This is a genomic window from Streptomyces sp. NBC_00083, from assembly GCF_026343295.1.
GTDB lineage: Bacteria > Actinomycetota > Actinomycetes > Streptomycetales > Streptomycetaceae > Streptomyces.
In genome coordinates, this window is the sequence record NZ_JAPELY010000001.1 from 3,465,299 (window position 1) to 3,486,715 (window position 21,417).

At 67.9% G+C, this 21,417-nt stretch carries 25 protein-coding genes and 4 pseudogenes; 16 read left to right on the forward strand and 13 right to left on the reverse strand.

The features are described 5' to 3' along the window. Nucleotides 1-229: 229 nt before the first annotated feature. On the reverse strand, nucleotides 230-433 hold the full coding sequence (locus OOJ98_RS15525) for a hypothetical protein (RefSeq protein WP_267055277.1): 204 nt from the start codon (nucleotides 431-433) through the stop codon (nucleotides 230-232). Between the two features lie 111 nt (nucleotides 434-544). Here OOJ98_RS15525 and OOJ98_RS15530 point away from each other — a divergent pair, with 111 nt between their 5' ends. Genes OOJ98_RS15530 through OOJ98_RS15540 form a run of 3 tightly spaced genes read left to right on the forward strand, consistent with a single transcriptional unit; the run spans nucleotide 545 to nucleotide 1,947 of the window. Then, complete coding sequence (locus tag OOJ98_RS15530) at nucleotides 545-724, forward strand: CopG family transcriptional regulator (protein WP_267055278.1); 180 nt, start codon at nucleotides 545-547, stop codon at nucleotides 722-724. A 1-nt stretch (nucleotide 725) separates the two neighbouring features. Then, nucleotides 726-1,070 carry a glyoxalase/bleomycin resistance/extradiol dioxygenase family protein gene (locus tag OOJ98_RS15535; RefSeq protein WP_267055279.1) on the forward strand — a complete coding sequence of 115 codons (345 nt, stop codon included), beginning with the start codon at nucleotides 726-728 and terminating at the stop codon, nucleotides 1,068-1,070. Nucleotides 1,071-1,089: 19 nt separating this feature from the next. Continuing rightward, complete coding sequence (locus tag OOJ98_RS15540) at nucleotides 1,090-1,947, forward strand: class I SAM-dependent methyltransferase (protein WP_267055280.1); 858 nt, start codon at nucleotides 1,090-1,092, stop codon at nucleotides 1,945-1,947. Between the two features lie 99 nt (nucleotides 1,948-2,046). Here the strand turns inward: OOJ98_RS15540 and OOJ98_RS15545 are convergent, their stop codons facing one another. Continuing rightward, a complete protein-coding gene (locus OOJ98_RS15545) occupies nucleotides 2,047-2,517 on the reverse strand; it encodes a MarR family winged helix-turn-helix transcriptional regulator (protein ID WP_267055281.1) in 471 nt (156 codons plus the stop codon). Between the two features lie 66 nt (nucleotides 2,518-2,583). Here OOJ98_RS15545 and OOJ98_RS15550 point away from each other — a divergent pair, with 66 nt between their 5' ends. Both OOJ98_RS15550 and OOJ98_RS15555 read left to right on the forward strand, forming a co-directional pair. After that, entirely contained in the window at nucleotides 2,584-3,120 is a 537-nt protein-coding gene (locus tag OOJ98_RS15550) for a carbonic anhydrase (RefSeq protein ID WP_267055282.1), read from the forward strand. Nucleotides 3,121-3,380: 260 nt separating this feature from the next. Next, nucleotides 3,381-4,025 (forward strand): barstar family protein, encoded by a 645-nt coding sequence (locus OOJ98_RS15555; RefSeq protein ID WP_267055283.1) that lies wholly within the window; start codon nucleotides 3,381-3,383, stop codon nucleotides 4,023-4,025. Nucleotides 4,026-4,371: 346 nt separating this feature from the next. On the opposite strand, the gene OOJ98_RS15560 is transcribed toward OOJ98_RS15555, so the two are convergent. Beyond that, complete coding sequence (locus OOJ98_RS15560; RefSeq protein WP_267055284.1) at nucleotides 4,372-4,806, reverse strand: helix-turn-helix domain-containing protein; 435 nt, start codon at nucleotides 4,804-4,806, stop codon at nucleotides 4,372-4,374. A 77-nt stretch (nucleotides 4,807-4,883) separates the two neighbouring features. On the opposite strand from OOJ98_RS15560, the gene OOJ98_RS15565 reads away from it, so the two are divergent. From OOJ98_RS15565 to OOJ98_RS15595, 7 genes and pseudogenes are all read left to right on the forward strand, one after another. Beyond that, on the forward strand, nucleotides 4,884-5,408 hold the full coding sequence (locus OOJ98_RS15565; protein WP_267055285.1) for a VOC family protein: 525 nt from the start codon (nucleotides 4,884-4,886) through the stop codon (nucleotides 5,406-5,408). A gap of 402 nt (nucleotides 5,409-5,810) precedes the next feature. Next, nucleotides 5,811-6,452, forward strand: coding sequence for an FMN-dependent NADH-azoreductase (locus OOJ98_RS15570; RefSeq protein WP_267055286.1), 642 nt, complete (start codon nucleotides 5,811-5,813; stop codon nucleotides 6,450-6,452). Nucleotides 6,453-6,897: 445 nt separating this feature from the next. Beyond that, entirely contained in the window at nucleotides 6,898-7,764 is an 867-nt protein-coding gene (locus tag OOJ98_RS15575; RefSeq protein ID WP_267055287.1) for an AraC family transcriptional regulator, read from the forward strand. A 337-nt stretch (nucleotides 7,765-8,101) separates the two neighbouring features. Beyond that, a pseudogene (locus OOJ98_RS15580) lies at nucleotides 8,102-8,218 on the forward strand (IS5/IS1182 family transposase); the annotation flags it as partial. A gap of 65 nt (nucleotides 8,219-8,283) precedes the next feature. Then, nucleotides 8,284-8,709 carry an ester cyclase gene (locus tag OOJ98_RS15585; RefSeq protein WP_267055288.1) on the forward strand — a complete coding sequence of 142 codons (426 nt, stop codon included), beginning with the start codon at nucleotides 8,284-8,286 and terminating at the stop codon, nucleotides 8,707-8,709. A 134-nt stretch (nucleotides 8,710-8,843) separates the two neighbouring features. Next, nucleotides 8,844-8,986, forward strand: a pseudogene (locus OOJ98_RS15590) (transposase); the annotation flags it as partial. A 216-nt stretch (nucleotides 8,987-9,202) separates the two neighbouring features. Beyond that, complete coding sequence (locus tag OOJ98_RS15595; RefSeq protein WP_267055289.1) at nucleotides 9,203-9,562, forward strand: hypothetical protein; 360 nt, start codon at nucleotides 9,203-9,205, stop codon at nucleotides 9,560-9,562. A 31-nt stretch (nucleotides 9,563-9,593) separates the two neighbouring features. On the opposite strand, the pseudogene OOJ98_RS15600 reads toward OOJ98_RS15595, so the two are convergent. Then, nucleotides 9,594-9,761 (reverse strand): annotated as a pseudogene (locus tag OOJ98_RS15600) (transposase); the annotation flags it as partial. Nucleotides 9,762-9,990: 229 nt separating this feature from the next. After that, a complete protein-coding gene (locus OOJ98_RS15605) occupies nucleotides 9,991-10,437 on the reverse strand; it encodes a hypothetical protein (RefSeq protein WP_267055290.1) in 447 nt (148 codons plus the stop codon). Nucleotides 10,438-10,917: 480 nt separating this feature from the next. Here OOJ98_RS15605 and OOJ98_RS15610 point away from each other — a divergent pair, with 480 nt between their 5' ends. Next, the gene (locus OOJ98_RS15610; protein WP_267055291.1) at nucleotides 10,918-11,352 is read left to right on the forward strand and encodes a helix-turn-helix domain-containing protein; all 435 of its coding nucleotides are present in this window, start codon (nucleotides 10,918-10,920) and stop codon (nucleotides 11,350-11,352) included. Between the two features lie 33 nt (nucleotides 11,353-11,385). Next, entirely contained in the window at nucleotides 11,386-11,823 is a 438-nt protein-coding gene (locus tag OOJ98_RS15615) for a VOC family protein (protein ID WP_267055292.1), read from the forward strand. A 133-nt stretch (nucleotides 11,824-11,956) separates the two neighbouring features. On the opposite strand, the gene OOJ98_RS15620 is transcribed toward OOJ98_RS15615, so the two are convergent. The 8 genes and pseudogenes from OOJ98_RS15620 to OOJ98_RS15655 all read right to left on the reverse strand — a co-directional run bounded on the left by OOJ98_RS15620 (nucleotide 11,957) and on the right by OOJ98_RS15655 (nucleotide 19,473). After that, complete coding sequence (locus tag OOJ98_RS15620) at nucleotides 11,957-12,748, reverse strand: hypothetical protein (protein WP_267055293.1); 792 nt, start codon at nucleotides 12,746-12,748, stop codon at nucleotides 11,957-11,959. Beyond that, nucleotides 12,742-13,332, reverse strand: a complete 591-nt coding sequence (locus tag OOJ98_RS15625) for a hypothetical protein (RefSeq protein WP_267055294.1) — start codon at nucleotides 13,330-13,332, stop codon at nucleotides 12,742-12,744. Before OOJ98_RS15625 ends, OOJ98_RS15620 begins: the two co-directional genes overlap by 7 nt. An 11-nt stretch (nucleotides 13,333-13,343) precedes the next feature. Continuing rightward, the gene (locus OOJ98_RS15630; protein WP_267055295.1) at nucleotides 13,344-14,051 is read right to left on the reverse strand and encodes a hypothetical protein; all 708 of its coding nucleotides are present in this window, start codon (nucleotides 14,049-14,051) and stop codon (nucleotides 13,344-13,346) included. 178 nt (nucleotides 14,052-14,229) lie between these two features. Next, on the reverse strand, nucleotides 14,230-15,105 hold the full coding sequence (locus OOJ98_RS15635) for a helix-turn-helix transcriptional regulator (RefSeq protein WP_267055296.1): 876 nt from the start codon (nucleotides 15,103-15,105) through the stop codon (nucleotides 14,230-14,232). Nucleotides 15,106-15,838: 733 nt separating this feature from the next. Next, nucleotides 15,839-16,957 carry a hypothetical protein gene (locus tag OOJ98_RS15640; RefSeq protein ID WP_267055297.1) on the reverse strand — a complete coding sequence of 373 codons (1,119 nt, stop codon included), beginning with the start codon at nucleotides 16,955-16,957 and terminating at the stop codon, nucleotides 15,839-15,841. A 181-nt stretch (nucleotides 16,958-17,138) separates the two neighbouring features. After that, nucleotides 17,139-18,011: pseudogene (locus OOJ98_RS15645) on the reverse strand (IS5 family transposase). Between the two features lie 10 nt (nucleotides 18,012-18,021). Continuing rightward, entirely contained in the window at nucleotides 18,022-18,420 is a 399-nt protein-coding gene (locus tag OOJ98_RS15650; RefSeq protein ID WP_267055298.1) for a hypothetical protein, read from the reverse strand. 738 nt (nucleotides 18,421-19,158) lie between these two features. Beyond that, entirely contained in the window at nucleotides 19,159-19,473 is a 315-nt protein-coding gene (locus OOJ98_RS15655; protein WP_267055299.1) for a hypothetical protein, read from the reverse strand. Nucleotides 19,474-19,538: 65 nt separating this feature from the next. Between OOJ98_RS15655 and OOJ98_RS15660 the strand changes: the two genes are divergently transcribed. Together OOJ98_RS15660 and OOJ98_RS15665 are read left to right on the forward strand one after the other, a co-directional pair. Then, nucleotides 19,539-20,413 (forward strand): IS5 family transposase gene (locus tag OOJ98_RS15660; RefSeq protein WP_267055300.1). Its coding sequence is split into 2 segments (ribosomal slippage): nucleotides 19,539-19,929 and nucleotides 19,929-20,413, totalling 876 coding nucleotides; the frame shifts between segments, so codons are not numbered across the junction. A gap of 207 nt (nucleotides 20,414-20,620) precedes the next feature. After that, nucleotides 20,621-21,295, forward strand: a complete 675-nt coding sequence (locus OOJ98_RS15665; protein ID WP_267055301.1) for a hypothetical protein — start codon at nucleotides 20,621-20,623, stop codon at nucleotides 21,293-21,295. Nucleotides 21,296-21,417 lie beyond the last annotated feature (122 nt).

Below are 21,417 nucleotides of genomic sequence, written 5' to 3' on the forward strand. Positions count from 1 at the left end.
GCCGGTGCGCGCGCACCTGCGGTCTGCGCAGAAGCCTTGGATGTTCGACTGACCCGATATCCCATGATCATGAGAGTCCAGGCGGTGGTGCGGAAGCATTCGGCAGGCGCGCAAGACGGCACCCGCACTACAAAGAGCGCCCCTGCGCGCCCGTCATGGAGCTGTAGGAGCTCCTGCCGCAGGACCTGCCCGCACTCGGGCTGAGACGGGAGGCGGCATTGACCCCGGGTCAGTGTCGCGGGCGGGCGCCGTCGGGCCGGTTCAGGTCATCGCCCAGGTGTCGATGCAGGAGCAGGAGGGCGGCGAAGTCCGGGCCGAGGGCGAGGCGTTCGAGCAGGACTCGGATGTGGGACCCGGCGCCCTTGCGGACGCTCCGCAGTAAGCGTCTGCCCTCATCGTCGTCGCCCTGGCGCACGCGTACTCGTTCCGCCACGTGATCATTTGTGACCGCTCGGCCGTGGGCGACACTCAGGCGCCTCCACACGACGAGGCGAGCGACGGTCACCCCATGGCACTAGATTGCTAGCATGCTAGCATCGCCTGTGTGAGTGACGAAGAGGTCAAGCAGTTCAACGTGTACTTGCCGATCGGGCTGATCAAGCGGGTCAAGCATCACGCCATCGAGTCGGGCCTGTCCCTCTCGGCAGTGGTCGCTGACGCCCTGCGCGCTTACCTCGACGACACCCATGGGCAGCGACAGCAATCGCCTGAGAAGGAGACCTGACATGGCGACCGAAGGTATTGAGGCCGTGTTCCTGGAGACCCACAACTGGGGCAAGGCGGCGAAGTTCTTCCAGACGCTGGGCTTCGAATTGGAGTTCTCGACCGATCACAGCTCCGGCCGGCTCCGCAAGGGCGACGGTCCCTACGTGTTCATCGCCGAGGTCCCCGAGGGCCGCGAACTACGGACGCAGATCGTGCTGAAGGTGGCCGATGAGGATGTGTTCCATCTCGATCCCGCAGTCGAGGTGGTCACGCCGTTCGAGGACACCCATTACGGGACCAGGGAGATGACTGTCCGTGACCCCGACGGACGTCAGTGGAGCCTCCAGGCCCCGGCCAAGAGCTGACCGCAAGGAGAGGGGCATCGTGGCAGACGAGGAGAACGAGGCGCCGGACAGCACCGCGGTGCGGGTCGCCCTCTGGCGGGCACTGCACGTGCAGGTCGACCCCCCGCCCCATGTGTTCGACGACGAGATCGGCCTGCAGCTGGCGGCCCCTGACGGCGGATGGCGGCGTCGCCCGGACATGGACCCGCGCACCACCAGCGGGTTCCGGGCGGCCATTGTGAGCCGCGCTCGTTTCATCGAGGACCTGATTGCCGAGCGGATCGACCACGGCGTCACCCAGTACGTCATCCTGGGGGCGGGACTCGACACCTTTGCCCAGCGCAGACCGGAGATCGCCGCCCGCCTGCGGGTCTTCGAGATCGACCAGCCGGGCACCCAAACCTGGAAGCGACGACGCCTGATCGAGCTCGGCTACGGGATCCCCGACTGGCTGCGACTGGTGCCGGTCGACTTCGAGGCGGGCGGGGACTGGTGGAAGGAGTTGGCCAACTCCGGCTTCGACCCTGGCCGGCCGACGGCCGTCGTCTCCACGGGCGTCACCATGTACCTCACCAAAGAGACCACAGCGGCGACCCTGCGCCGCCTCGCCGACCTGGCTCCCGGTTCGACGCTCGCCATGACGTTCATGCTGCCGACCGAGCTCATCGATGACGCCGATCGCCCCGCACTCGAGTCGACCAAGCCGCAGGCGCGAGCAGCTGGAACACCGTTCATCAGCTTCTACACCCCGCAGGAGATGCTGGCGCTGGCCCGCGACGCCGGCTTCAAAGACGCCCAGCACGTGTCGGGAGCCGCGCTGGCCGACCGCTACTTCGCCGATCGGACCGACGGCCTTCGCCCGTCAAGCGGAGAGGACCTACTGGTGGCCAGTACCTGACGCTCCTCGGCCACGCCACCAGATCCGAAAAGGAGGTTGGGGGAGGGGTCGTGGCGCAGGGGGACGGCACGTCGGCCGGCTCGAAGTCCCGGGCGCCGGTCAGTGGGGCCTGGGGGCGAGTTCGAGAGCGGTCAGCCAGCGGTCGAGCGCATCGATCGCGTCGTCGTCGACTGCCCCACTGATCCATTCCTGTGCTCGTGCCCAGGCCGGCTCGGCGTCCATCAGTGCCTGATGGCCGGCGTCCGTTACGACGACGCGAGTCGTCCGGCCGGTGGCCGAGACTTCCGCGGCGCTGACATAGCCGAGCTGGGCGAGCAGATCGAGATTGCGGCTGATCGTCGAGCGCTCGATGCCGAGCCAGCCGGCGATCTCGGACGGTCGGACGGGTTCACCGGAGACGGCCATCTCGGAGAGCACTTCGAGTTGGGGCAGGGTGAGTCCCGACTTTCGCAACTCCGCTTCGAAGCGCCGCGAGACCAGACGGTGCAGCCGTGCGATGCGCCTGCCAAGACACCGGTCCGCCATCCACAGAGCCTGCTGTCGAGGCCCGTTCGACTCTTGGTGTTGCATATGCACCTCCTTCTCTGTAGCGTAGCCCATCCGATCATTGTTGTAGCTACAACACATGGAGAAGCTATGCCGGACTTCGGCGATTTTCTGGAGCGCAATCAGGTGTTCGCGGCAAACGTCGACCTCGCCCGGTTGGTGATGCCGGCATCGATGCCGGAGCGTCTGCCGCTGGTGCTGACGTGTGCCGATCCGCGAGTCGAGCCCGCGGGCTTCCTCGGACTCGGAACCGGGGACGCCGGGGTCCTGCGGAACACGGGCGGCCGGGTGGACGGCCGGGTGATCGAGGACATCGTCTATCTGGCGGTGCGGCTCGGAGTCAGGATGGACGTCGCGGTCGTACACCACACACAGTGCGGCACCGGAATGCTTGCCGACCCGGCGTTCCGCCGCGCGTTCGCGGTTCGCACGGGAGGCGACGACATGGCACTCGCCGAGCGCGCGGTGACGGATCCGGTCGCGACCGTACGGCGCGATGTCGCGAAGCTCCTTGCCGACCCGCTGATGACGAGCGAGATCCTCGCGTCGGTGTCGGGTCACGTACTACGCCTGGAGACCGGGCTCGTCGAGACCGTCATCGAGCATGGCGCGCTGGCCGGCAGGTAGCCGTACGGGAGGCGAGCGGCGCCGCCGGTCCGGTCGAGGAGTGTCGCCGCCGCCTGTCAGGTGCCAGGGCGTAGACCCGCGACATTCGGAAGTGGAAGCGGCGTTCGATCATGGGCTTGCACGATCCGCCCTCCTAAAATCACTCTGGTTCCGGGCAATTGCCGTGCAAGGATCTCGCCCGTGATGACCAGGCCCACTCTGACGGAACGGCGCTCCCCGTGGGTCGTGACCCGTGGCTGGCGTCAGAAACGGCCGCGCTCGTGCAGCGAAACGGTCTGGTCCTGCGGCTTGACGGTCGGGAAATGCACGATCCGGCCTCCGTCTTCCGCACCTTCGCCCGGGAGTTGATGTTCCCCGGCTACTTCGGCCACAACTGGGACGCGCTCGTGGACTGCCTCCACGACTGGCACGGTCCCGGCCACGGGAACCAGGACCTCGCGATTCTGATCGAGCACGCGGATGACCTGCTGAAGTCGGACTTTCTCGAGCTGCTCGTATCGGTGCTCGCACAGGCGGCCTGGAACTCCAACCTCCGCCTGGTCGGCGACGGTGAGCCCGATGACGGGTGGCGGCAGCGTATGGCTCAGCACTTCGTCTTCGTCCTCGACCGCTCTGCACCCGCTGCCTTCACAGAGAAGGTGGCCCGCGGCATGGACGTGGCGGTGGCGCTCTCGGACGGTCGCCTCCTCGCCACCCTGACCGACATCGACTGGCCAGGCGGTGACCCCGTCTTCGCCCCCTGGACGGCCGGCCCGCTCTCCTTCGCGGACGAGGAGATCCTCAGCGGCAGGAACATCAAGGCCATCAAGATGTTCCGAGACCAGCTCGGCTGCTCGATCCACGAGGCCCTCGACATCCTTGAGTCCCGCTCTGAGCACCTGCGCCGCGAGCCTTCGAACGACTGAATGGCGGGCCGCGCCGGTCGAGCAACGGGATTCGCTGAGCAGCCCCTCGCCTGGCGAGATGGGGCCGGAGGAGCGGATTTACCCGGCGAACTTCACTGCGTCCGCCAGAGCGAGACGGGTATCGCGCGGGTGGAACTCCTCTCCGCGAAGTCGCGGGTGCCCGGCTCCTGCCGTGGCCGAGGCGGTCCGCGGGGACTGACCAGTGGTGGAGACGCGGGCCGCGGGCCGGACGTGCCCGACGGCTCCGCTGATGGGCAGGGGCAGCTCTGCCAACATCAACACCACGTCAGGCTCGCGCACGGGGGCATGGGCACGCACGCTCAGCTCTTTGGCGGCTGGGGCACGATCATCGAGCGTCGTAGTGGTCTCGCGCGCTCTCGATCTCTTCATGGTGGTCCGTGACCCACTGGGCGAGCGCGTGGACGATGGTGCGCAGGCTCTCGCCGAGGGGCGTCAGTTGGTACTCGACGCGTGGCGGCACCTCGGCGTAGACGGTGCGGGAGACGACACCGTCACGTTCCAGGTGGCGCAGGGTGAGGGTGAGCATGCGCTGGGAAACGCCTGGAACCCGCTGGTGCAGGGCGCCGAACCGCAGGGGACCGCGGCTGAGGATGCCGATGACCAGGACCGACCACTTGTCGCCGATCCGGTCGAGGGTCTCCCGGAACCGTCCGCCGTTGTCCGGCCAGTTCTCGCAGGGGTGGGGGGCATCGGCAGGCCAAGCGTCACCCGGGTGCGGGGCGGCAGCACGGTCAGGATCAGTGGTGTGCTTTGCGTACATCAATGTGCCTTTTGTGAGGTCCTCGATGCATCCCTATGGTGGGGCTACGTACAAATCGTAACTGACCGAGGAGTGACATGCCGGTTCAGCGTCTCAACCACGCCGTCCTCTATGTACGCGACGTCGAACGCAGCGTCGCCTTCTACACCGACCTGCTGAGCTTCCGCACCGTCTTCCGCGTCCACGCCGACGGTGGCAAGGCAGCCGAGGGCGCGTTCCTGCAAGCCGAGGAGTCGACCAACGACCACGACCTGGCCCTCCTTCAGATCGAGGGCCCGGCTTCCCCGCAGGGCACGGACCGGCGCCCCGGACTCGCGCACCTGGCATGGGAGGTGGACACCCTGGCCGAGCTGCAGCAGATCCGCGGCAAGCTGCTGCGGTCGGGGGCGCTGACCGACGAGATCGACCACGGCACCACCAAATCGCTCTACGCCAGCGACCCGGACGGCCTGCAGTTCGAGGTGTGCTGGCTGGTGCCCGCCGACAGGATCAACGAGGTGGGCCGCGAAGCCTTCGCACCGTTCGACCTGGACGCGGTCATCGCACAATTCGGCGCCGACCTCCCCGGCGGGACCGGCATCTCCGTTCCAGCCCGCCACTGAACCAGCAGACGCGGTCTTTCGGCCCGGTGGCCTATCTGATCGGCCCACCGGAGACCCACTCAGGGCCTGCCCTACGCGGTCGACCTGCCGACCGGCAACACTCTTGCCCGAACTGCGCGCCATGCAGGCCGAGTTGTCCAGCGCAACGCAGACGCCTTCGAGCACGCCGCCCTGGTCCGGCTCGGGTGGGCATCCACGGGGGTAGATCCGTGAAGTGCCGGCGGGGGGACCAGTACGCCAACCGCGTGCGCGCTCACCAGGACCAGTCCGTGCGCCACACATAGAGGCACCCCCTGTGGCCGAGCGGGCCTCACGCCCACGGCCCCACCCCGTCACCGATCTCTCCGACGCGCGGCCTTCCGCCTTCGACGCCGGCATCATTCCTGAAAGGTCATCATCCCCATGTCGTACCTGCTGCACATAGACGCCTCCTCGCTGAGCGAAGCCTCCGTCTCCCGCAACGTTGCCCAGTCCTTCCGGGCGGCTTGGCGCGGTCCGGTCGTCCACCGCGACCTCGCCGCCTCGTCCGTGCCCCACATCACCGCTGCGGGCGTCTCCGCCCGAGTCACCGACTCCGCCCGGCACACTCCGGAACAGGCCGAGGCCGCGAGGCTTCAGGACGAGCTCATCAACGAGTTCCTCGGGGCCGGGGCCTATCTGTTCACTGTGCCGCTGTACAACCTCTCCATGCCCTCGGTGTTCAAGGCATGGCTGGACCAGATCATGGTCGCCGACCGCACTTTCGGCTTCGCCGACGGCGCCCCTACAGCCGGCCGCCCGGCCGTGGTGATCTCTGCCCGCGGCGGCGGATACGGTCCCGGCAGCCCCAACGAGGGCAAGGACTATCTGGTCCCCACGCTGGAGACCATCCTGGGCTGGTCCCACATGCTCGGACTCGACGTGACCACGGTGACTCCCGAGCTGACCATGGCGCCCCACGTCCCGGCCATGGCCGAGCTCGTCCCGCTTCACCAGACATCCCTGGCCGCAGCCCACGCGCAGGCCCAACGGCTGGCGGAAGCCATCGTCAGCCGTGCGACCTGAGGTGCGAGGCGGGCGCCCCTTCCGGGATCGGCGGACTCGACCGCATGTGCACCACCGTCCGGGATCACACCTGCCGCCGATGCCCGTACGCTCTCCGCTAGAACGGCCCCATTGAACGGCCCCTAGAACGGCCCCTAGAGCGGCCGGGGAAGAGGCTGCGTGCTCGGCTCGGATCGTCGGGCGAGTTCGGGATCGCCGCCGGGGGCCGCTCGGACAGCGGGGGTTCAGGATGCCGGCGGGGCAGTTCGCTGCGTGCCTCGCGGGCTCCTGCGAACTGCACCGGGCCGCGCTTCAACAACACTGCTCCCTCAAGCGCGCTCACAGCGCTGGGCACGGCCTCGGCCCCACCACTCGCCGGCCTACCCGACCGAAACGGGCACGGATAGTCGGGTGGGGCAGGCACGTTCCCTCCTACGGTGATGGATCAGAAGGGAAGGAGACCGGAGTGCTGGACCGGCTGAACCGGCTCATGGAGCACATCGAGACTCATCTCGATCAGCAGATCGAGGTGTCAGAGCTGGCGCGTATCGCTGCGACGTCCGAGTACCACCTGCGGCGGTTGTTCTCCGCGCTCGCGGGCGTCCCGTTGTCGGAGTACATCCGGCGCCGGAGGCTCACCATCGCGGGAGCCGAGGTGCTCGCGGGCGAACGGACGCTGCTGGAGGTGGCGGTGCGCCATGGCTACGGATCGGCCGAGGCATTCGCGCGGGCGTTTCGTGCGATGCACGGCGTCAGTCCAGGGGAGGCCAGGCGCACAGGTGCGGCTCTGCACTCCCAGCCCCGGATGTCCTTCCGCCTCGTCGTCGAAGGGAGTACCACCATGAAGTACCGGATCGTGGAGAAGGACGAATTCCACATCGTCGGCCGAAAGGCTCGCGTCCCACTTGTCCACGAAGGAGTCAACCCGCACATCCTCGAGATGATCCAGGGCATCGCCCCCGAGACCGCGCAACGCATCACAGACCTGTCGGACCAGGATCCCGAAGGCATCCTCTCGGCGATCGTGCACCACTCCGACAGCCGGGAGGAGGGCGCCGAAATGGACTACTACCACGCGGTCGTGACCGGCTCTGCCCCTCCCGAGGACCTCGATGTCCTCACCGTCCCGTCCGGCACCTGGGCCGTCTTCGAGAACACCGGTCCTTACCCGCATGCACTGCAGCACCTCTGGCGGGACGTCTTCACTCAGTGGTTCCCTTCCAACCCCTACGCGAGTCGGCCGGGCCCCGAGATACTCCGCACCCGACCGACGCACGACTGGTCCGAGTCGACCAGTGAACTGTGGATCCCGGTCGAACGGACCACTGCTTGAGGAACCCCACCACGGCGCGGCCCGTTCGGCGGGGGTGAGGGTGCGGGGGTCTCGCGGAGGAGCCGCCGCAGGTCGCGGCCGGGACCCAGCGGGCAGCGGCGCGGCGTCTCGCTCGTCGCCTCAACTGGCCAGTGTCGAGGCCCATTAGGCGCTGCGTTTCAACCCGTCCTCAGGCCACCCTGATGTCTGACGGCACCTCACCCAGAGTCGCCATTCCGACCCGCTCGCCCCCGCCCATCGCCAGTGCGCGGGGGCGTCCGGAGGCCCAGCCGCCTCCTCGTAGTAGTCCATTTCGGCCGGCCGGCTTCCTTCTGCGCATTATGGGCTGCATGGCGCGGTCGTCGAGTTCTGTCTCTGCCTCGGCGCCGCGCTCGTCACGCTCCGCATGCCGCTCCGCCGTGGTCCCACTCGCTACCGGTGGAGCGGCCGTCCCACAACAAGGCGCCTCAAGTGAGCCATGTGTCTGTCGGGCTAAGCTCGGGACGACTGATAGTTGATCAGATGGGGGGCGGTACCACCATGGTGGACGAGAACAAGAGGGCGGTCCTGGGATTCTTCGAGGCGGTCAGCAACCGCCGGCTGGAGGACCTTCCCAGGTTCATGGCAGCTGACGTGGTGGACCACAACAAGATCATTCACGGTGAGGTCGACGAGCCGGGGGCGGCTTTCGAGGGATTGCGCCAGCAGTTGGTCGCCTTCGATCCGCTCACGGTGCGCGTGGATGAGCTGATCGGAGAAGCAGACCGCGTGGTTGCCCGGGTGACCCAGAGCGGTGTTCATGGCGGAGTCCATCCGCGCATGCCTGCGCCGACCGGCCGGAGCTTCGAGAACGAGGCCATCTGGATCTTCACTCTGGCCGACGGCAAGATCACACAGATCCGAGCCGTCAGCGACCGCCTCGGACTCTTCCTTCAGCTGGGCTGGCCGTGGCCACAGGCCGACTGAGACGCCATTTCGTTTGGTGTGATCTTGCGGCAGTCCGGTGTCGTGACGACTGGGCTTGTGCAGCGGATGGTGCCGGACGGCTTGTGGGAGTTGTTCGCACGCGTGGTGCCGTCGGCGCCGGAACGTCCTCAGGGCGGTGGCCGGCGTCGAGCGAACCATGTCCTGGCTGAACGGATGCCGACGCCTGCACCGCCGCTACGAACGCAAGCCTGAGCACTTCCTCGCCTTCGTCTGCATCGCCAGCACCCTGGTCTGCTACCGCCGCATCATCAAATGAAAGGGCGTCTTACGGCGAGTGGCCAAGGTGCACCGCTCAATTCGGTGTGGGGCGGGGCTGCCAATGCGCGCCGAGCGGAGTTGAACATGTTCAGCTTTCGTGGCAGCGTGAGCGCTTGACGATCTGGTGTGCGAAGCAACCAGGGTTTGACGTACGCAAGGGGGAGTCATGCGTGATGAACGAGGGCGAGTCGCTGCGGGGTTGCGTGGAGTGGTCTTGGCGGTCGCGGTGTTGACGCTGGCCACGGGGTGCATATGGCAGCCACAGACATTGGCTCGGGCCGACATCGTAGGCACCTGGACCGAGGGCGATACCGGGACCCTGCTCTTCAAGGACGACGACACCGTCGTCGTAACCAACCTTGCCGAGTTCAATAACGACGGCGACAAGGTGTCGGAGTGCAGCGGCACCGGCGAGTGGGGCGCGTATCCCGACGACAAGGAAGCGCAGAAGGTGTGGACCACCGTCTGCGACGGCAACCCGTGGGAATTCGGCGGCTCGAAGGCGCATCCGAAGATGCGGCGCAGCGTGGGAGATCCTGATAACGGGGACGATCAAACCCTCAGCCGCAAGTAGCAGAAGCCACCCGGGGCCTCCAGCCCGCCATCCAGGTGCACCCAGAGGTGGCCACGAAGATAATCGCAGCCGGCACCTCCCGATCCCCATGCCGACGCCGGCCACCGCCCTGAGGACGTTCCGGCGCCGACGGCACCACGCGTGCGAACAACTCCCACAAGCCGTCCGGCACCATCCGCTGCACAAGCCCAGTCGTCACCACACCAGACGGCCGCAAGATCACACCAAACGAAATGGCGTCTGAGTACCCTCTCCCGTCACCTGAGACAGTCCTCGATCAGCGACAACGTCGGCTGAGACGAAGCCGCCTGAGAAGCAACGCCGTCCGAGACACTGGACCGCGCCTCGGTCGGAGGTGGCGACAGCGGCGGAGACCGGCTGCGCATCCAACAAGGTGGCAGGGCGCGCCGGCCTCGCGGTGCCTCGGCCTACCAGGCCGGGCGCGGGTCGCGTAGTTCCGCAGGAGTCTGCTGGGGCAGCCATGTGTGCCCGACGTCCGTGCGTCGCAAATACCCAGGGCGGGGTGCGTACTCCTGCGTGGGCGGGGCCGGCTCGTGGAAACGTTCAGTGCCGGGCAGCGGCAGCTCCACCAGCTTCCTCTCGCGGAACATCCACAGCCCGAAGCAGTCGTCTTCTGCGTCGTGGAGCATGACCTGTACGCACTCCGGGCTGTTCCACGGCAGTGCCTCCAGGTCTTTGAGGATGCCGGTCCGCTGACGTTCCCGGAAGAACTCCAGGTACCAGCCGCCGACGAACCAGCCGGGTATCGGTTCGAACCGGCCGCGCCATGTACGCGACTCGTCGTGCTGCGTGAGCGGCTCCATCACCTCGTCCTCGTACCGGGCCAGCACGAGTACCTGCGCCATTCTGCTCATGGCCGCATATGACCGGATGCGGTTCCCGTGGGAAAGCCGATTTCCGTGAGGTGTCCGCTGGGAAGCCTTCGTCGCCAAAGTGTCGTCCGGCTGGCGGCCGGATGGCTGCTGTTGCCCCGAGCCGGGCGGTGTGGGCAGGAGGCTGGCCGGACGCCTGGGTCTCACGGATAGGAAAAGCAACCATGTCGCCGTGGGTCGACGAGCCCAGGTACTGCGAGTGCTCGCCGCCTCCGTAGTCCGTCTACCCCGTGGGCGGCGCGGAGCCGGTAGAGAGCCGATGGCCGCTCCCCGAACGCCGGGACGACCAGGTCCCTCGATCCCGAACTCCACCGTGCCGTACCCATGGCCAATGAGGAGAATTAGGGATGAGAAATCGGGAAGTGGCTAAACCGGCCGAGATGGGGGAAGGGCGATCGCCGAAACGCCTCGACGGCTACATCCTGCTGCGCCTCGGCCGGCACGTGACTACACAATGGGTCCATGGCCACTGCTCCGATCTCTCGTCATGTGCTCCGCGCCAAGGATCTCGCGGACGCCCGCTATGCCGAGTCACTCACCGTGGCCGACATGGCAGCGGCCGCGGCGCTGTCCCCGGCCCACTTCAGCCGTTGCTTCAAGGCCGCGTTCGGAGAGTCGCCCCACCAGTACCTGCTGACCCGACGCCTGGAGCGCGCCGCCACCCTGCTGCTGGCGACCGACTGGACGGTGGCCGCGATCGGTGTTGCCGTCGGTGTGCGGAGCATCGGTTCGTTCACGACGAGTTTCCGCAGGATGTACGGGATGACCCCGCAGGCGTACCGGAATGCGCACCCTCCCGCCGCACGGCATGTGCGCATCCCGCGCTGTGTGGCGATGGCATACGGCCGGCCGCGGAACCGCACGTTTCGAGAAGACACAGGAAAGCCGACTGATTAGCGTCGAAGGCAGGCAACACACCAGGGAGCGACAATGACAAAGATCAAGATCGCCAATGCGCAGTTCTGGGTGCACGACCAGGATCAAGCGCTTGACTTCTACACGCAGAAGCTCGGCTGGGAGGTTCGGGCGGACGTCACGATGGAGGCATGGAACTTCCGGTGGCTGTGCGTCGCGCCATCCGGCGCGGATGGTCCGGCGCTGGTGCTGATGCCGGTACCGGGGCAGCCGATGCTGGACGAGGCGAGCAGTGGTCAGCTGTCGGAGCTGGTGGCCAAGGGCGCGGGCGGCACGCTGTTCTTGGAGACCGACGACTGCAAGGCCGCGTACGACGAGCTGTCCGCCCGGGGTGTCGAGTTCAACGACCCGCCGACGGTGCAGCCCTACGGGATCGACACGTCGTTCCGAGATCCGTCGGGCAACAACATCCGGCTCACGCAGATGATGGAGTTCGATCCGGAACGGCACTGACTGACTTCCGCAGGGTTCGATTCCTGACCAGGCTCGCAACGTACTGCAGATTGACGAGGCGCACCCCGCGGTGCGGGCCGGGGCCCCGGCGCTCCACGATGTGGGGACACGAGGCCCTCCCGGGTGCCCAGCTTCACGCGGAAAGGTACGTGGCGGTGAACAGCAGCGCCGGGTATGCGCCGACGAAGGCGAAGACGAATGTGCTGAGCCCCATGGTGAACGCGATGCCGACGTGCAGCGCCGCGCCCGCCGCGAGCAGACCCCAGCGCGGCCCTGCCGGCAGGACGAGGGTGACCCAGAACGACACTTCCAGGACCATGACGCTCCAGGCGAGGAGTGCCGCGATGAGCGGGCGGGTCCGCAGAACCGCGGCGATCCCGGGCGAGCCATAGGCGTCGGTGGAGAGGATCTGGGCAAGGCAGGAGCCGTCGCGCCAGGTGCGCGAGACCAGCTTGGCCGAGCCGGCGATCAGATAGCTCAGGATCAGCTGACAGGCGAGGAAGCCGAGGAAGAGCCGGCCCACCGTGCCGCCGACGACCAGAGTGGCGGTGGCGGTGAGAAGGCAGAGCGCGGCCATCTGGTCCGCTCCGTCGGTCCCGTAGTCGTTGCGGTGCAGGCCGAGGAGCAGGGTGGTCAGCAGGACGCAGGCCAGCGCTGCCGCGCCGTTCGTGGACAGTGCCGCCACGGCCGGGGCGGCGCACCCCGCCGTGAACTGGACGGCCAGCACCTTGCGATACCGCTCCCAGACGAAAAGGCCCCGCACCGCCTGCGGACAGCGGTGCTGATCCGCGCCGACCACGGTCCAGGCCAGAGCGCCGCCCTCGCCGAACTCGTGGCTCTGGCGCAGATCGCGGAGCGCCGAGACCGCGAGGCCGACACCGCAGACGGCCAGGATCGCGCGGGCCGTCTCGCTCTCGTTCAGCATCGGTTGCCCTCCCGCACGCCGCTCTCCCGCACGTCGCCCTCCCGCACCCCGGTGTCCCATGCGCCGACGCCCTCCGCCGCGTTCTCCAAGCGGTGCACCGCGGAGACGAAGACCACCTCGGGCGCCTCGTCCCGCAGGCTCGCGTGCGCGATGACGAACGCGAAGCCGATGGCGGTGGCGTCGTGCGCCGCCGACGCGGCCCGGTTGAGCAGGACGAGATAGGACGTACTGATCATCAAGTGGGCGTCCCGGGTCCGCGCGTCCTCCTCCTCCCATCCGTGCGCGGCCTGCCGTACCAGATGCGAGGCGGCGTCGAACAGCGCCTTGCCCGGCCGGCCCCGTGCGCCGCCCTCCGGCAGCACGAGCCGCAGGGGTCCGAACGTGCCGTTGGCCAGGACGTCGCGGTACATCAGCACCTTGTCCTTCGTCGCCGGATTGGGTGCGAAGAACGTCCACGACGGGAGCAGCGGAACACACCAGGCAGGCAGCCGGCCCCGGACGGTCTGGCCGAGTCGGGGCAGCGCCGCGGCCGCCGTCAACAGCAACCACGTGGCCAGCACGACGGCGACGCAAAGGGAAGCCACAGGACGCCCCGTCAGCGGGCGAAGTGGCGCCGGCGCAGCGCGAGCAGGTCGGCCACGGTGGCCGCGGGCTCACCCGACTCGCCCGCGATCTGCTGGATGTCGGCCTCCGAGAGTTCCGCCGTGGCCCCGGCCGTGGCGTAACCACCGTGCGCATGCTTCTCGTTGACGGCGTGTTGCGCCGCGCGCTGGATATTGTCCGTAATCATGTCCATCGTCGTGATCGTCTGACACGGCTCGGGCCGACGCATGTGCAGGTACCCGTCATCCGGATGCTCCATGTCGAGCAACTGCAGCTCAAGACGCGTCAGTTGGGGCGCTCGGCGCATCATCAAGTAGGTGATGTCCACGGCGGGACGGTCGGATCCGGTGTGCTCGACGATGCTGAAGTCGGTGTCACGCAGCGGCCCTCCGGTGTACGGGAAGGTCAGCGTCCGGAACGGGAAGCCGTGCGGCAGTGCCAGGTCGCGCACCAGCGTGTGTCCCGCGCAGACCAGGTCGAATGCGAGCGACGCGGCCACCAGCTGGGTTCCGGGGGCCGGACGTTGGGGTACGGGTGTGTCCCGAACCGTCTGCCAGGCGCCACTGAGCGCCGCCGCTCGCAGCCGCTGCCACGCGGGGGCCGAGGCGTCGCCCACGTAGATGACCACGGACCCCGCCGGGGGAAGCAGACCGCCGTCCGCCACGCCCCCGGCGTCGGGCGGCACGGTCACCACATCCACACGTTTCACCGCGGCCGCCAAGGCTGAGGCTCGCATCATGTACGTCTCCCATCATGCGTGGTTCTGTCCCGTTGTTGGGACACGGCCATCAGTGTTGCGGGCCGCCGGTGTGGCCAACACCCCCCGAATGTTGGGGGGCGGACAACGGGCTGCGCGCGAGTGGTGGGTTCGCGGGGCTCTACTGCCGTAGACCCGCGACGAGCTCCTCGCGTCCGGATGTGCCGGTCTTGCGGTAGACGGACCTGAGGTGGTCGGAGACCGTATACGGGGACATGTCGAGCAGCCGTGCGATCCGCTTGGTCGAGAGGCCTCCGAGGATGTATTCGACGATGGCCCGCTCGCGTGGTGTGAATCCGTACCAGACGAAGATCGCCGGCAGAAGTTGCGAGGCGGGCGCGGACTGGAAGGTGAGAGCGATGTCCCCGTGCGGTCCGCCGAGCGGCTGCGCGTGCACTGCGACCCACCCTCCGCATGTCGGGATCCGGCTGAGGGCGATGCTGTGGGTGCGCCGTGTGAAATAGGTGATGCCCCACAGGAGATGGGGCAGCGCGTCGTCCTGGGAGCGCGGGGAGCCGGGGACGAACTCGTTCAGCCAGGTTTGTGCCGTCTCCGTCATGCCCTTGATCGTGTCGTCCGGGCCGATCACGACCACGCCGGGGAACAGCCCGCGTCGGCCGGGGCGCAGGGGTTTGCCCGCCACGTACTGGCGCAGGGCGAGCGCGAGGGTGTCGCCAAGCCGCTCGGCGTGCCGGGTCTCGGCCGGCGTGAACGGCCGGCTCGCCCACCCCCGCAGCAGAACGAGGCCGCCCCACACCACCCCCCGGTGCGTCAGGGCGATGGGCATCTCGTGACCGGCGCCTTCAGCGGGCCTGGAATCGTGGTGAAGGCAGCCGACACCGGTGAGCGGATCAAGACCGGCCAGTGTGTAGCCGTCGTGCGGCAGATAGCGCTCAATGCGTTGGGACAGGGCCGATGCCAGCTCGGGAACGGTGCTGGCGGCGGCCGCCGCACAGAGCAGAGCGCGGCGGAAGTCCTGCGCCTCGGGTGCGCGCACCCGGAGCTCGGACTTTCCCGATCCCGTGGGGGCCTCCGGCTGCCTTGGCGGCCCTGGATTGCCTGGTGGGCCGGGCTTGGACGGGGTCCCGGGTGTCCCGCTGATGTGTGGGTACCGCATCAGAGGCCGGGGCGGCGGACGGCTGCTGCCGTCGTGACGGTGCGCTGTGAGAGTACGGGCATGAGCGGCACCACTCCTGGGGACGACATCCCGGACGGCGAAGGTAGTGATTGAGTCGTGCCCTATGGCTGTCCCGCCCGGCACGGCCCATGCCGGTCAACACTCCTGTGGGCGACGCCATTTCAGGCCACCTTGCGCGTCACGCCGACCCGGCCGACCATCGGCGCGCGATAGCCACGGCGTGCGACGGATGGCCCGTACGGCGGCGGAGGGACCGACGAACGGCGGCAGGAGATCCGGCAGTCCTCATGGCGGAGCGAGACGGAGCACCCACCTCGAGTTCGACCTGTAGCAGGCGTGCCCCGAACAGCCCGCGAGCCCCGGACCGATGCGGTCCGGGGCTCGCTCGCGTATCCGCGGGGGAGGGGTGCTCTGCACGCGGTGCCGTGCTCAACGACGGCGTCGCACAGCGATGCCCCCGCGCCCGTGGCCGTGCCGGTAGAAAGCCGGCCTTCATGGGCCGTGAGGGCCGCGTCGATGGAGGGTCGAACCCCGCCGAATCGAGAGGGTCACCGCCTGCATGGCCATCCGGCGGGCACGGAGTCGCGCCACTTCAGCGAGTCTCAGCGAACGTAGCCGACGGCTGTTCGGCGTTCTGGGCCTGGCGGGCGCGCTCGGCCACCATCCGGGCGATGCGCGTCAGCACCGCCGGATCGAGTGGGCGGTCACCGCCGCCGTAGACGATGTAGATCATGACGGTCCCCGCACGAGCGATCGTTTCCATGTGGAACTTCGTGGCTGAACCGTTTGACTCCTGGCCCGAAAAGGCCACGCTCTCATCGCCGATCGACCCCAAGGACATCGGCGAGTCGCCGCCTTCCTTGCCGGCCCCTTCGCTCCACCGTTTGTAGCCCTCGGCCGCCGTCCGGGCGCTGTCAAATGCCTCGACTGCGATGTCGGCCTTGGTGGAAGCGCCCGGATCGGTATAGACGACCTCGCCCAAGCCGCGCAGCCCTTTGCATTCGCCCCCACGACAGGAGTTGTCCGTGGTTGCTTCCTGGACGTTCGCTTTCCCGGACAGCGACCAACCGGACGGCATGCTGGATACATCGGGCAGGATCTTCTTGAGGAGGTCGAGGTCCTTGATCGGTACGGCCTTGTGCCCCTGTCCGCCACCCTTATCCGCCTCGGATCCGCTGCCGGCGGCCGGAACATCCGACCCGTTCGCCCCCGCCCCCGCCGACGGCGCCCGTGTTGCCTGGTCATCACCCCCCAGGACTTTGGTGAGCCCGTAGGACGCGAGCCCCATGACGAGCGCCACGGCGAGCAGCATCAACGCCACGGTGGCCGGAGTCCGGCTTCCCTTGCGCACGGTCAGGGGGCCGAACGAGATGGTGTTGTGCTTCGAGCGGTCGCCGATGTGGGCCTGGTTGATGTCTCTTCCCGCCTGCTGCGCCCCTGTCGGGCTGCGTCGCGCCGCCTCGTACAACTGCTCAAGCCGACGAGCGAATACAGCGTCCGCGGCGAGGGCGGCGGCGACTTGCCGCTCCGTCTCGCCGGAATCCCCGCTCCCCGGATCGAGGGCCGCGCGGCCCTCGGGGGAAGACCCCAGTCGCTCCCGCATCAGCCGTGCCGCCTCGGCGCCGGCCGCTCCGCCGATGGCACCCGCCGCCCCGTTCGATGCCTGGTTCAGCAGCGCCATGACCCAGGTCGTCAATTCGGATGCTTCCATGTAGTGAGTATCCGCAGAGTCACCGCAGTTCGATGGCTTCTTTTCAGCCCTTCGTCCCGGTCAGTCATCTCGATCGCGTAACCCCTCAAATGCGCCTGGGTGATGGGCTATTGGGTGGTCGGGGTCCTCGGTGGTGGTGACTCTTTTTCGGCCGGTACCGCGCTAGGCAGTTTCGTTTGGATCACCGGGCAGACCAGAGGAAGATGCCCGCGATATGGAGTCCGGCGAGGTAGATGGTGGCGGTCTTCTCGTAGCGGGTGGCGATGCCTCGCTACTGCTTCAGGCGGTTGATGCACCGCTCGACGGTGTTGCGTTGCTTGTACGCCTCGCAGTCGAAGACCGGTGGTCTTCCGCCAGCCGGTCCGCGCCGTCGGCGGTTGGTCTGCTGGTCGGCCTTTTCCGGGATCACCGCCCGGATGTCGCGTCTGCGCAGATGGTCGCGGATCGCGCGGGAGGAGTACGCCTTGTCAGCCAGGATCAGGTCCGGCCTGGTGCGGGGCCGTCCCAACGAGCGGGGAACGCGCAGACGGGCCATGACATCCGTGAAGGCCGGTGCGTCTCCGGCCTGACCGGGGGTGAGGACGAACACCAGCGGCCGGCAGTGGCTGTCGGCCGCGAGGTGGATCTTCGTGGTCAGTCCGCCCCGGGACCGGCCGATGGCGTGATCGCCCGGCTCTCCGGCCGGGCCCCTTTTTGCGGGCTCCGGCCGCGTGCTGGTGAGCGCGCACGATGGTTGAGTCCACGGACACGGCCCAGCTGACGTCTTCGTCCGCGTCGGCCTGGGCCACCAGGGCGGTGAACACCCGCTCCCACGTGCCGTCGACGGCCCACATCCGCAGCCGGTTGTAGATGCCCCGCCAGTTGCCGTACTTCTCCGGCAGGTGCACCCACTGGGTACCGGTCTGGAACTTGAAGGCGATCGCGTTGATCACCTCACGATGGTCCCGCCGGCGGCCACCCCGCTTCGGCGTGCGCGGTCAGGGAGCAACGGCTCAATCCGCGCCCACTGCGCATCAGTCAACGGCACACCCGGACCAACGACCGACTGATCCAAACGAATCTGCCTAGGGGTTGAGGCGCTTGCGGACCTGCTCCATCGCCGCCCGTCCTTCAGGGCTCTCGTATGCCTGCATGAGCGCCTCATAGCTCGGATTGACGAGGGCCGCGATGCTGTCCCGCACCTCAAGGATCCAATTGGGCTGGGCGGACGCGGCCCAGGAACCACGCTCCGCGAGACGACCACTGGCGGACACCTCGTACAGGCGGACCTGGACGACGGGGTCCGATTCGCCGATGACCGAAAGAACCCAATCGCCGGGCGAAAGTTCCACGTGGGCACCGAAGTTGGCGTACAAACCGTCGAAGGCGCGCCTGCCGATCTCCGATGTATCGACCGACGACAGCAGCATGAGCCAGTTGTCCCGCGCTGGCCTGCCGGGCTCGGTGGGCATGTTGACCATCATGGATCGAACGGTAGCAGCGACGCTTTCGCGGAGCCATATTCCGTCCTGAACTGCCGTGCACAGCATGCCACTTCGGGCAACGGAGGTCGCGTGCCGGCCACCCGCCCCGCTCAGCCACGTCCGCCGACACCGGCGCCCGCACCGTGTCCCAGCCTTGCCCCGACCTGGCACTAGGTAGTTTCGTTTGGATCACCGGGCGGACCAGAGGAAGAGGCGGGCACACCCGGTCCAACGACCGACTGATCCAAACGACAGGACCTAGTGCGACCCCTCGCCGGGACTCACGAGCGGGAGCCTCTGCGCTGCCCGAAGGGCGTTGCTGCGCCCTGCCGACGTCGAACATCGGAGAGGCGCCCCCGTGTCTGATGACACTTCACCTCGGGGCGCGCCAGACTTATCCGCCACCCAGGCCGTCCCGAAGTTCTCCGGGGGAGCACCCCGCGGATCCAGGCGCTACACGTACACCGGAGCGGTGCAGCCGCCTCCGGGCCTTTCGGTATCGCACCCCGGTGACTGTCCTCGGCAGGGTGCCGCCCCAGCCACCCCCCACCCAGGCTGGCAGAGTCCCCCCGGGGCTTACGGTGGCGACAATGCATCGCTCGCAGTAGCTCTCCGCAGAGGCACGATCATTTTGCATTCCGCCGACCGCAGCCCTGCGAGCGTGGCGTCCCCTCCATGCGAATCAGCCCCGCGCTGTCAGGGCGTGTATCGGAAGTGGTTTGAGAGGCTGTTGGTTAGTCAGTCCCGAGACAGGGCAGCGAGCCAGCGGTCGTCCTGGAACTCGGCTGGGACTTCGTCCTCCCACGGATCAACCCCACGGCGTTCCATTTCGTCGAACCATCGGTCCCGCTGTGATTCGGGCAGGCGTCGTCCGCACCAGGGGCAGAAGCCGATAGTGATGCTCGATGTTCCGCCGTCGTGGATGATCAGCCCGTACTCCTGGAACTTGGCACTGAACTTGATCAGCGCGTCCGGGCATGCGAAGGGGTCATTGTGCTGGTCGCAGGGCATGTTCACGCGTCGGCTCATCGCCTCGCAGCAGTGGTTGGTCATGACCTCGGCTTCTCGTTCATCGGCACTATGCCCAGAAGTAGATCACGGTCTGTGATGATCTCCGGATGGCACGTGAAGGTCTGACGGATACGCAGTGGACCCGGTTGGAGCCGTTGTTACCCAAGGCCAAGAAGCCGGGCCGTCCGCCGATATGGACCAGGCGGCAGCTGATCGACGGCATGCGGTTCCGCACCCGTACCGGCATCCCGTGGCGGGACGTCCCCGAGCGGTACGGACCCTGGGCCCGGGTGTACGACCTGTTCCGCCGCTGGCAGCGGTACGGCAGCCGGCAGCGGATCTTGGAGCAGTTGCAGGCCCAGGCCGACGCCAGGGAACTCATCATTTGGGACCTCAACGTCGACTCGACTGTCTGCCGGGCCCACCAGCACGCCGCCGGGGCACGGAAAGAAGGGGCCTGCAGGCCGAGTCGCCCGGCGGCGACACCGTCGAGCCGGACGACCACGGTCTCGGACGCTCGCGAGGTGGCTTGACCACCAAGCTGCACCTGGCTGTCGAGCAGGGCCAAAAGCCCATGTCCATCGTGATCACGGCCGGGCAGCGTGGGGACTCCCCGCAGTTCGAGCCCGTCCTGAAGAAGGTCCGCGTCGCCCGCCCGGGTTCCGGCCGGCCGCGCACCCGGCCCAACCGGGTCCGTGCCGACAAGGCTTATGCCTCTCGCAGGGATCGCGCCTACCTGCGCCAACACGGGATCCGCTGCACCATCCCGGAAAAGGCCGGCCAGGCCCGCAACCGCAGGGAACTCGGCTCTCGTGGCGGCCGGCCGCCAAAGTTCGACGCCGAGGACTACAAGGCTCGGAACGCGGTCGAGTGCGGCATTAATCGCCTCAAAAGACACCGCGCCGTGGCAACTCACTACGACAAACTCGCGGTCCGCTACGAGGCGACCGTGCTCGTCGTAGCCATCAACGAGTGGCTGTGACCAGCACATTCGATACACGCCCTAGACGGGCGTCGACCCGCGCTCCAGCCCAAGGGAACACCCTTCCGCGGTCGTCCTTAAGTCGGCGAGGCCCCCCCCGCACGGCGGACCCACTCCCCACCATGCGGAGGACGCCGGCAGAGGGGGCGGGCTGGCATCTTCGAGATGTGTCACACGAGCGGTGTCTGACGAATCGAAGGAGCGGCGATGTCCAGCTTCAGCCCCGAAGCACCTCTGGCGAACGGGTACTTGACCACCACTCAGGGCGCCGGCCGTCTACCCGATTCCCCTGTGCCCCGCTGGGCACGGATCGCTGCGCACGCAGTGCCCTACACGATCCTGCCCTCGGGGTTGTGGCGCCTGGGAGTGATGCTGGCCATCCCTGGTTTCGGAACAGTCGAGGCCCGCGACCACGGTGCCGGACTCGATCTGTACCTGGTCCTGCTCTTCGTGGTTTCCGAGGGACTCGGCCTGCTTACCCTGGGGCTGGTCCAGCCCTGGGGTGAGTGGGTGCCGCGCTGGATACCCCTACTGGGCGGACGCCGCGTCCCCCCGCTCGCCACCCTGGTCCCGGCCGCACTGGGCACGCTCGCAACCACAGGGGTCGTGTACTACTTCTTCCTCCACATCCTCTTCGCGGGATTTCCCCCAGGACACACGACCACGGAACAGGTCGTCCTGACGGCCTGCTACCTGCCGCTGCTCGCCTGGGGACCGTTGCTCGGATCGGTGACGTATGCCTACTACCGTCGACGTGCGAGCGGACAGAGGTCCGGTCAGTTGGGCGGGGCTGGAAGCGCCGTGTGCTCCGCTGGACGATGTGTTGGCGGGTCCGGTCTGGCGGAACAGTCCGTGGGCCACGGTGCGCGGCCTGGTGAGTGAGGTGCCGCGTAAGAACATGGGCGGCCGGCGCTGGTGGTAGGCACACCAACTTTCGTCCGGCCGCGGGGCCTCCTTGCAGGGCATCCCGTGCCGTGGGGCGGTCGAGTGGCACGGGATGCCCA

Coding starts and splice junctions, on each gene's coding strand:
- OOJ98_RS15565 (WP_267055285.1), top strand. CDS start 4,884: ATGCCGGTTCAGCGTCTCAACCACGCCGTCCTCTATGTACGCGACGTC.
- OOJ98_RS15605 (WP_267055290.1), bottom strand. CDS start 10,437: ATGAGCAGAATGGCGCAGGTACTCGTGCTGGCCCGGTACGAGGACGAG.
- OOJ98_RS15615 (WP_267055292.1), top strand. CDS start 11,386: ATGACAAAGATCAAGATCGCCAATGCGCAGTTCTGGGTGCACGACCAG.
- OOJ98_RS15620 (WP_267055293.1), bottom strand. CDS start 12,748: ATGCTGAACGAGAGCGAGACGGCCCGCGCGATCCTGGCCGTCTGCGGT.
- OOJ98_RS15665 (WP_267055301.1), top strand. CDS start 20,621: ATGTCCAGCTTCAGCCCCGAAGCACCTCTGGCGAACGGGTACTTGACC.
- OOJ98_RS15570 (WP_267055286.1), top strand. CDS start 5,811: ATGTCGTACCTGCTGCACATAGACGCCTCCTCGCTGAGCGAAGCCTCC.
- OOJ98_RS15585 (WP_267055288.1), top strand. CDS start 8,284: ATGGTGGACGAGAACAAGAGGGCGGTCCTGGGATTCTTCGAGGCGGTC.
- OOJ98_RS15560 (WP_267055284.1), bottom strand. CDS start 4,806: ATGTACGCAAAGCACACCACTGATCCTGACCGTGCTGCCGCCCCGCAC.
- OOJ98_RS15610 (WP_267055291.1), top strand. CDS start 10,918: ATGGCCACTGCTCCGATCTCTCGTCATGTGCTCCGCGCCAAGGATCTC.
- OOJ98_RS15655 (WP_267055299.1), bottom strand. CDS start 19,473: ATGACCAACCACTGCTGCGAGGCGATGAGCCGACGCGTGAACATGCCC.
- OOJ98_RS15545 (WP_267055281.1), bottom strand. CDS start 2,517: ATGCAACACCAAGAGTCGAACGGGCCTCGACAGCAGGCTCTGTGGATG.
- OOJ98_RS15650 (WP_267055298.1), bottom strand. CDS start 18,420: ATGATGGTCAACATGCCCACCGAGCCCGGCAGGCCAGCGCGGGACAAC.
- OOJ98_RS15550 (WP_267055282.1), top strand. CDS start 2,584: ATGCCGGACTTCGGCGATTTTCTGGAGCGCAATCAGGTGTTCGCGGCA.
- OOJ98_RS15535 (WP_267055279.1), top strand. CDS start 726: ATGGCGACCGAAGGTATTGAGGCCGTGTTCCTGGAGACCCACAACTGG.
- OOJ98_RS15640 (WP_267055297.1), bottom strand. CDS start 16,957: ATGGAAGCATCCGAATTGACGACCTGGGTCATGGCGCTGCTGAACCAG.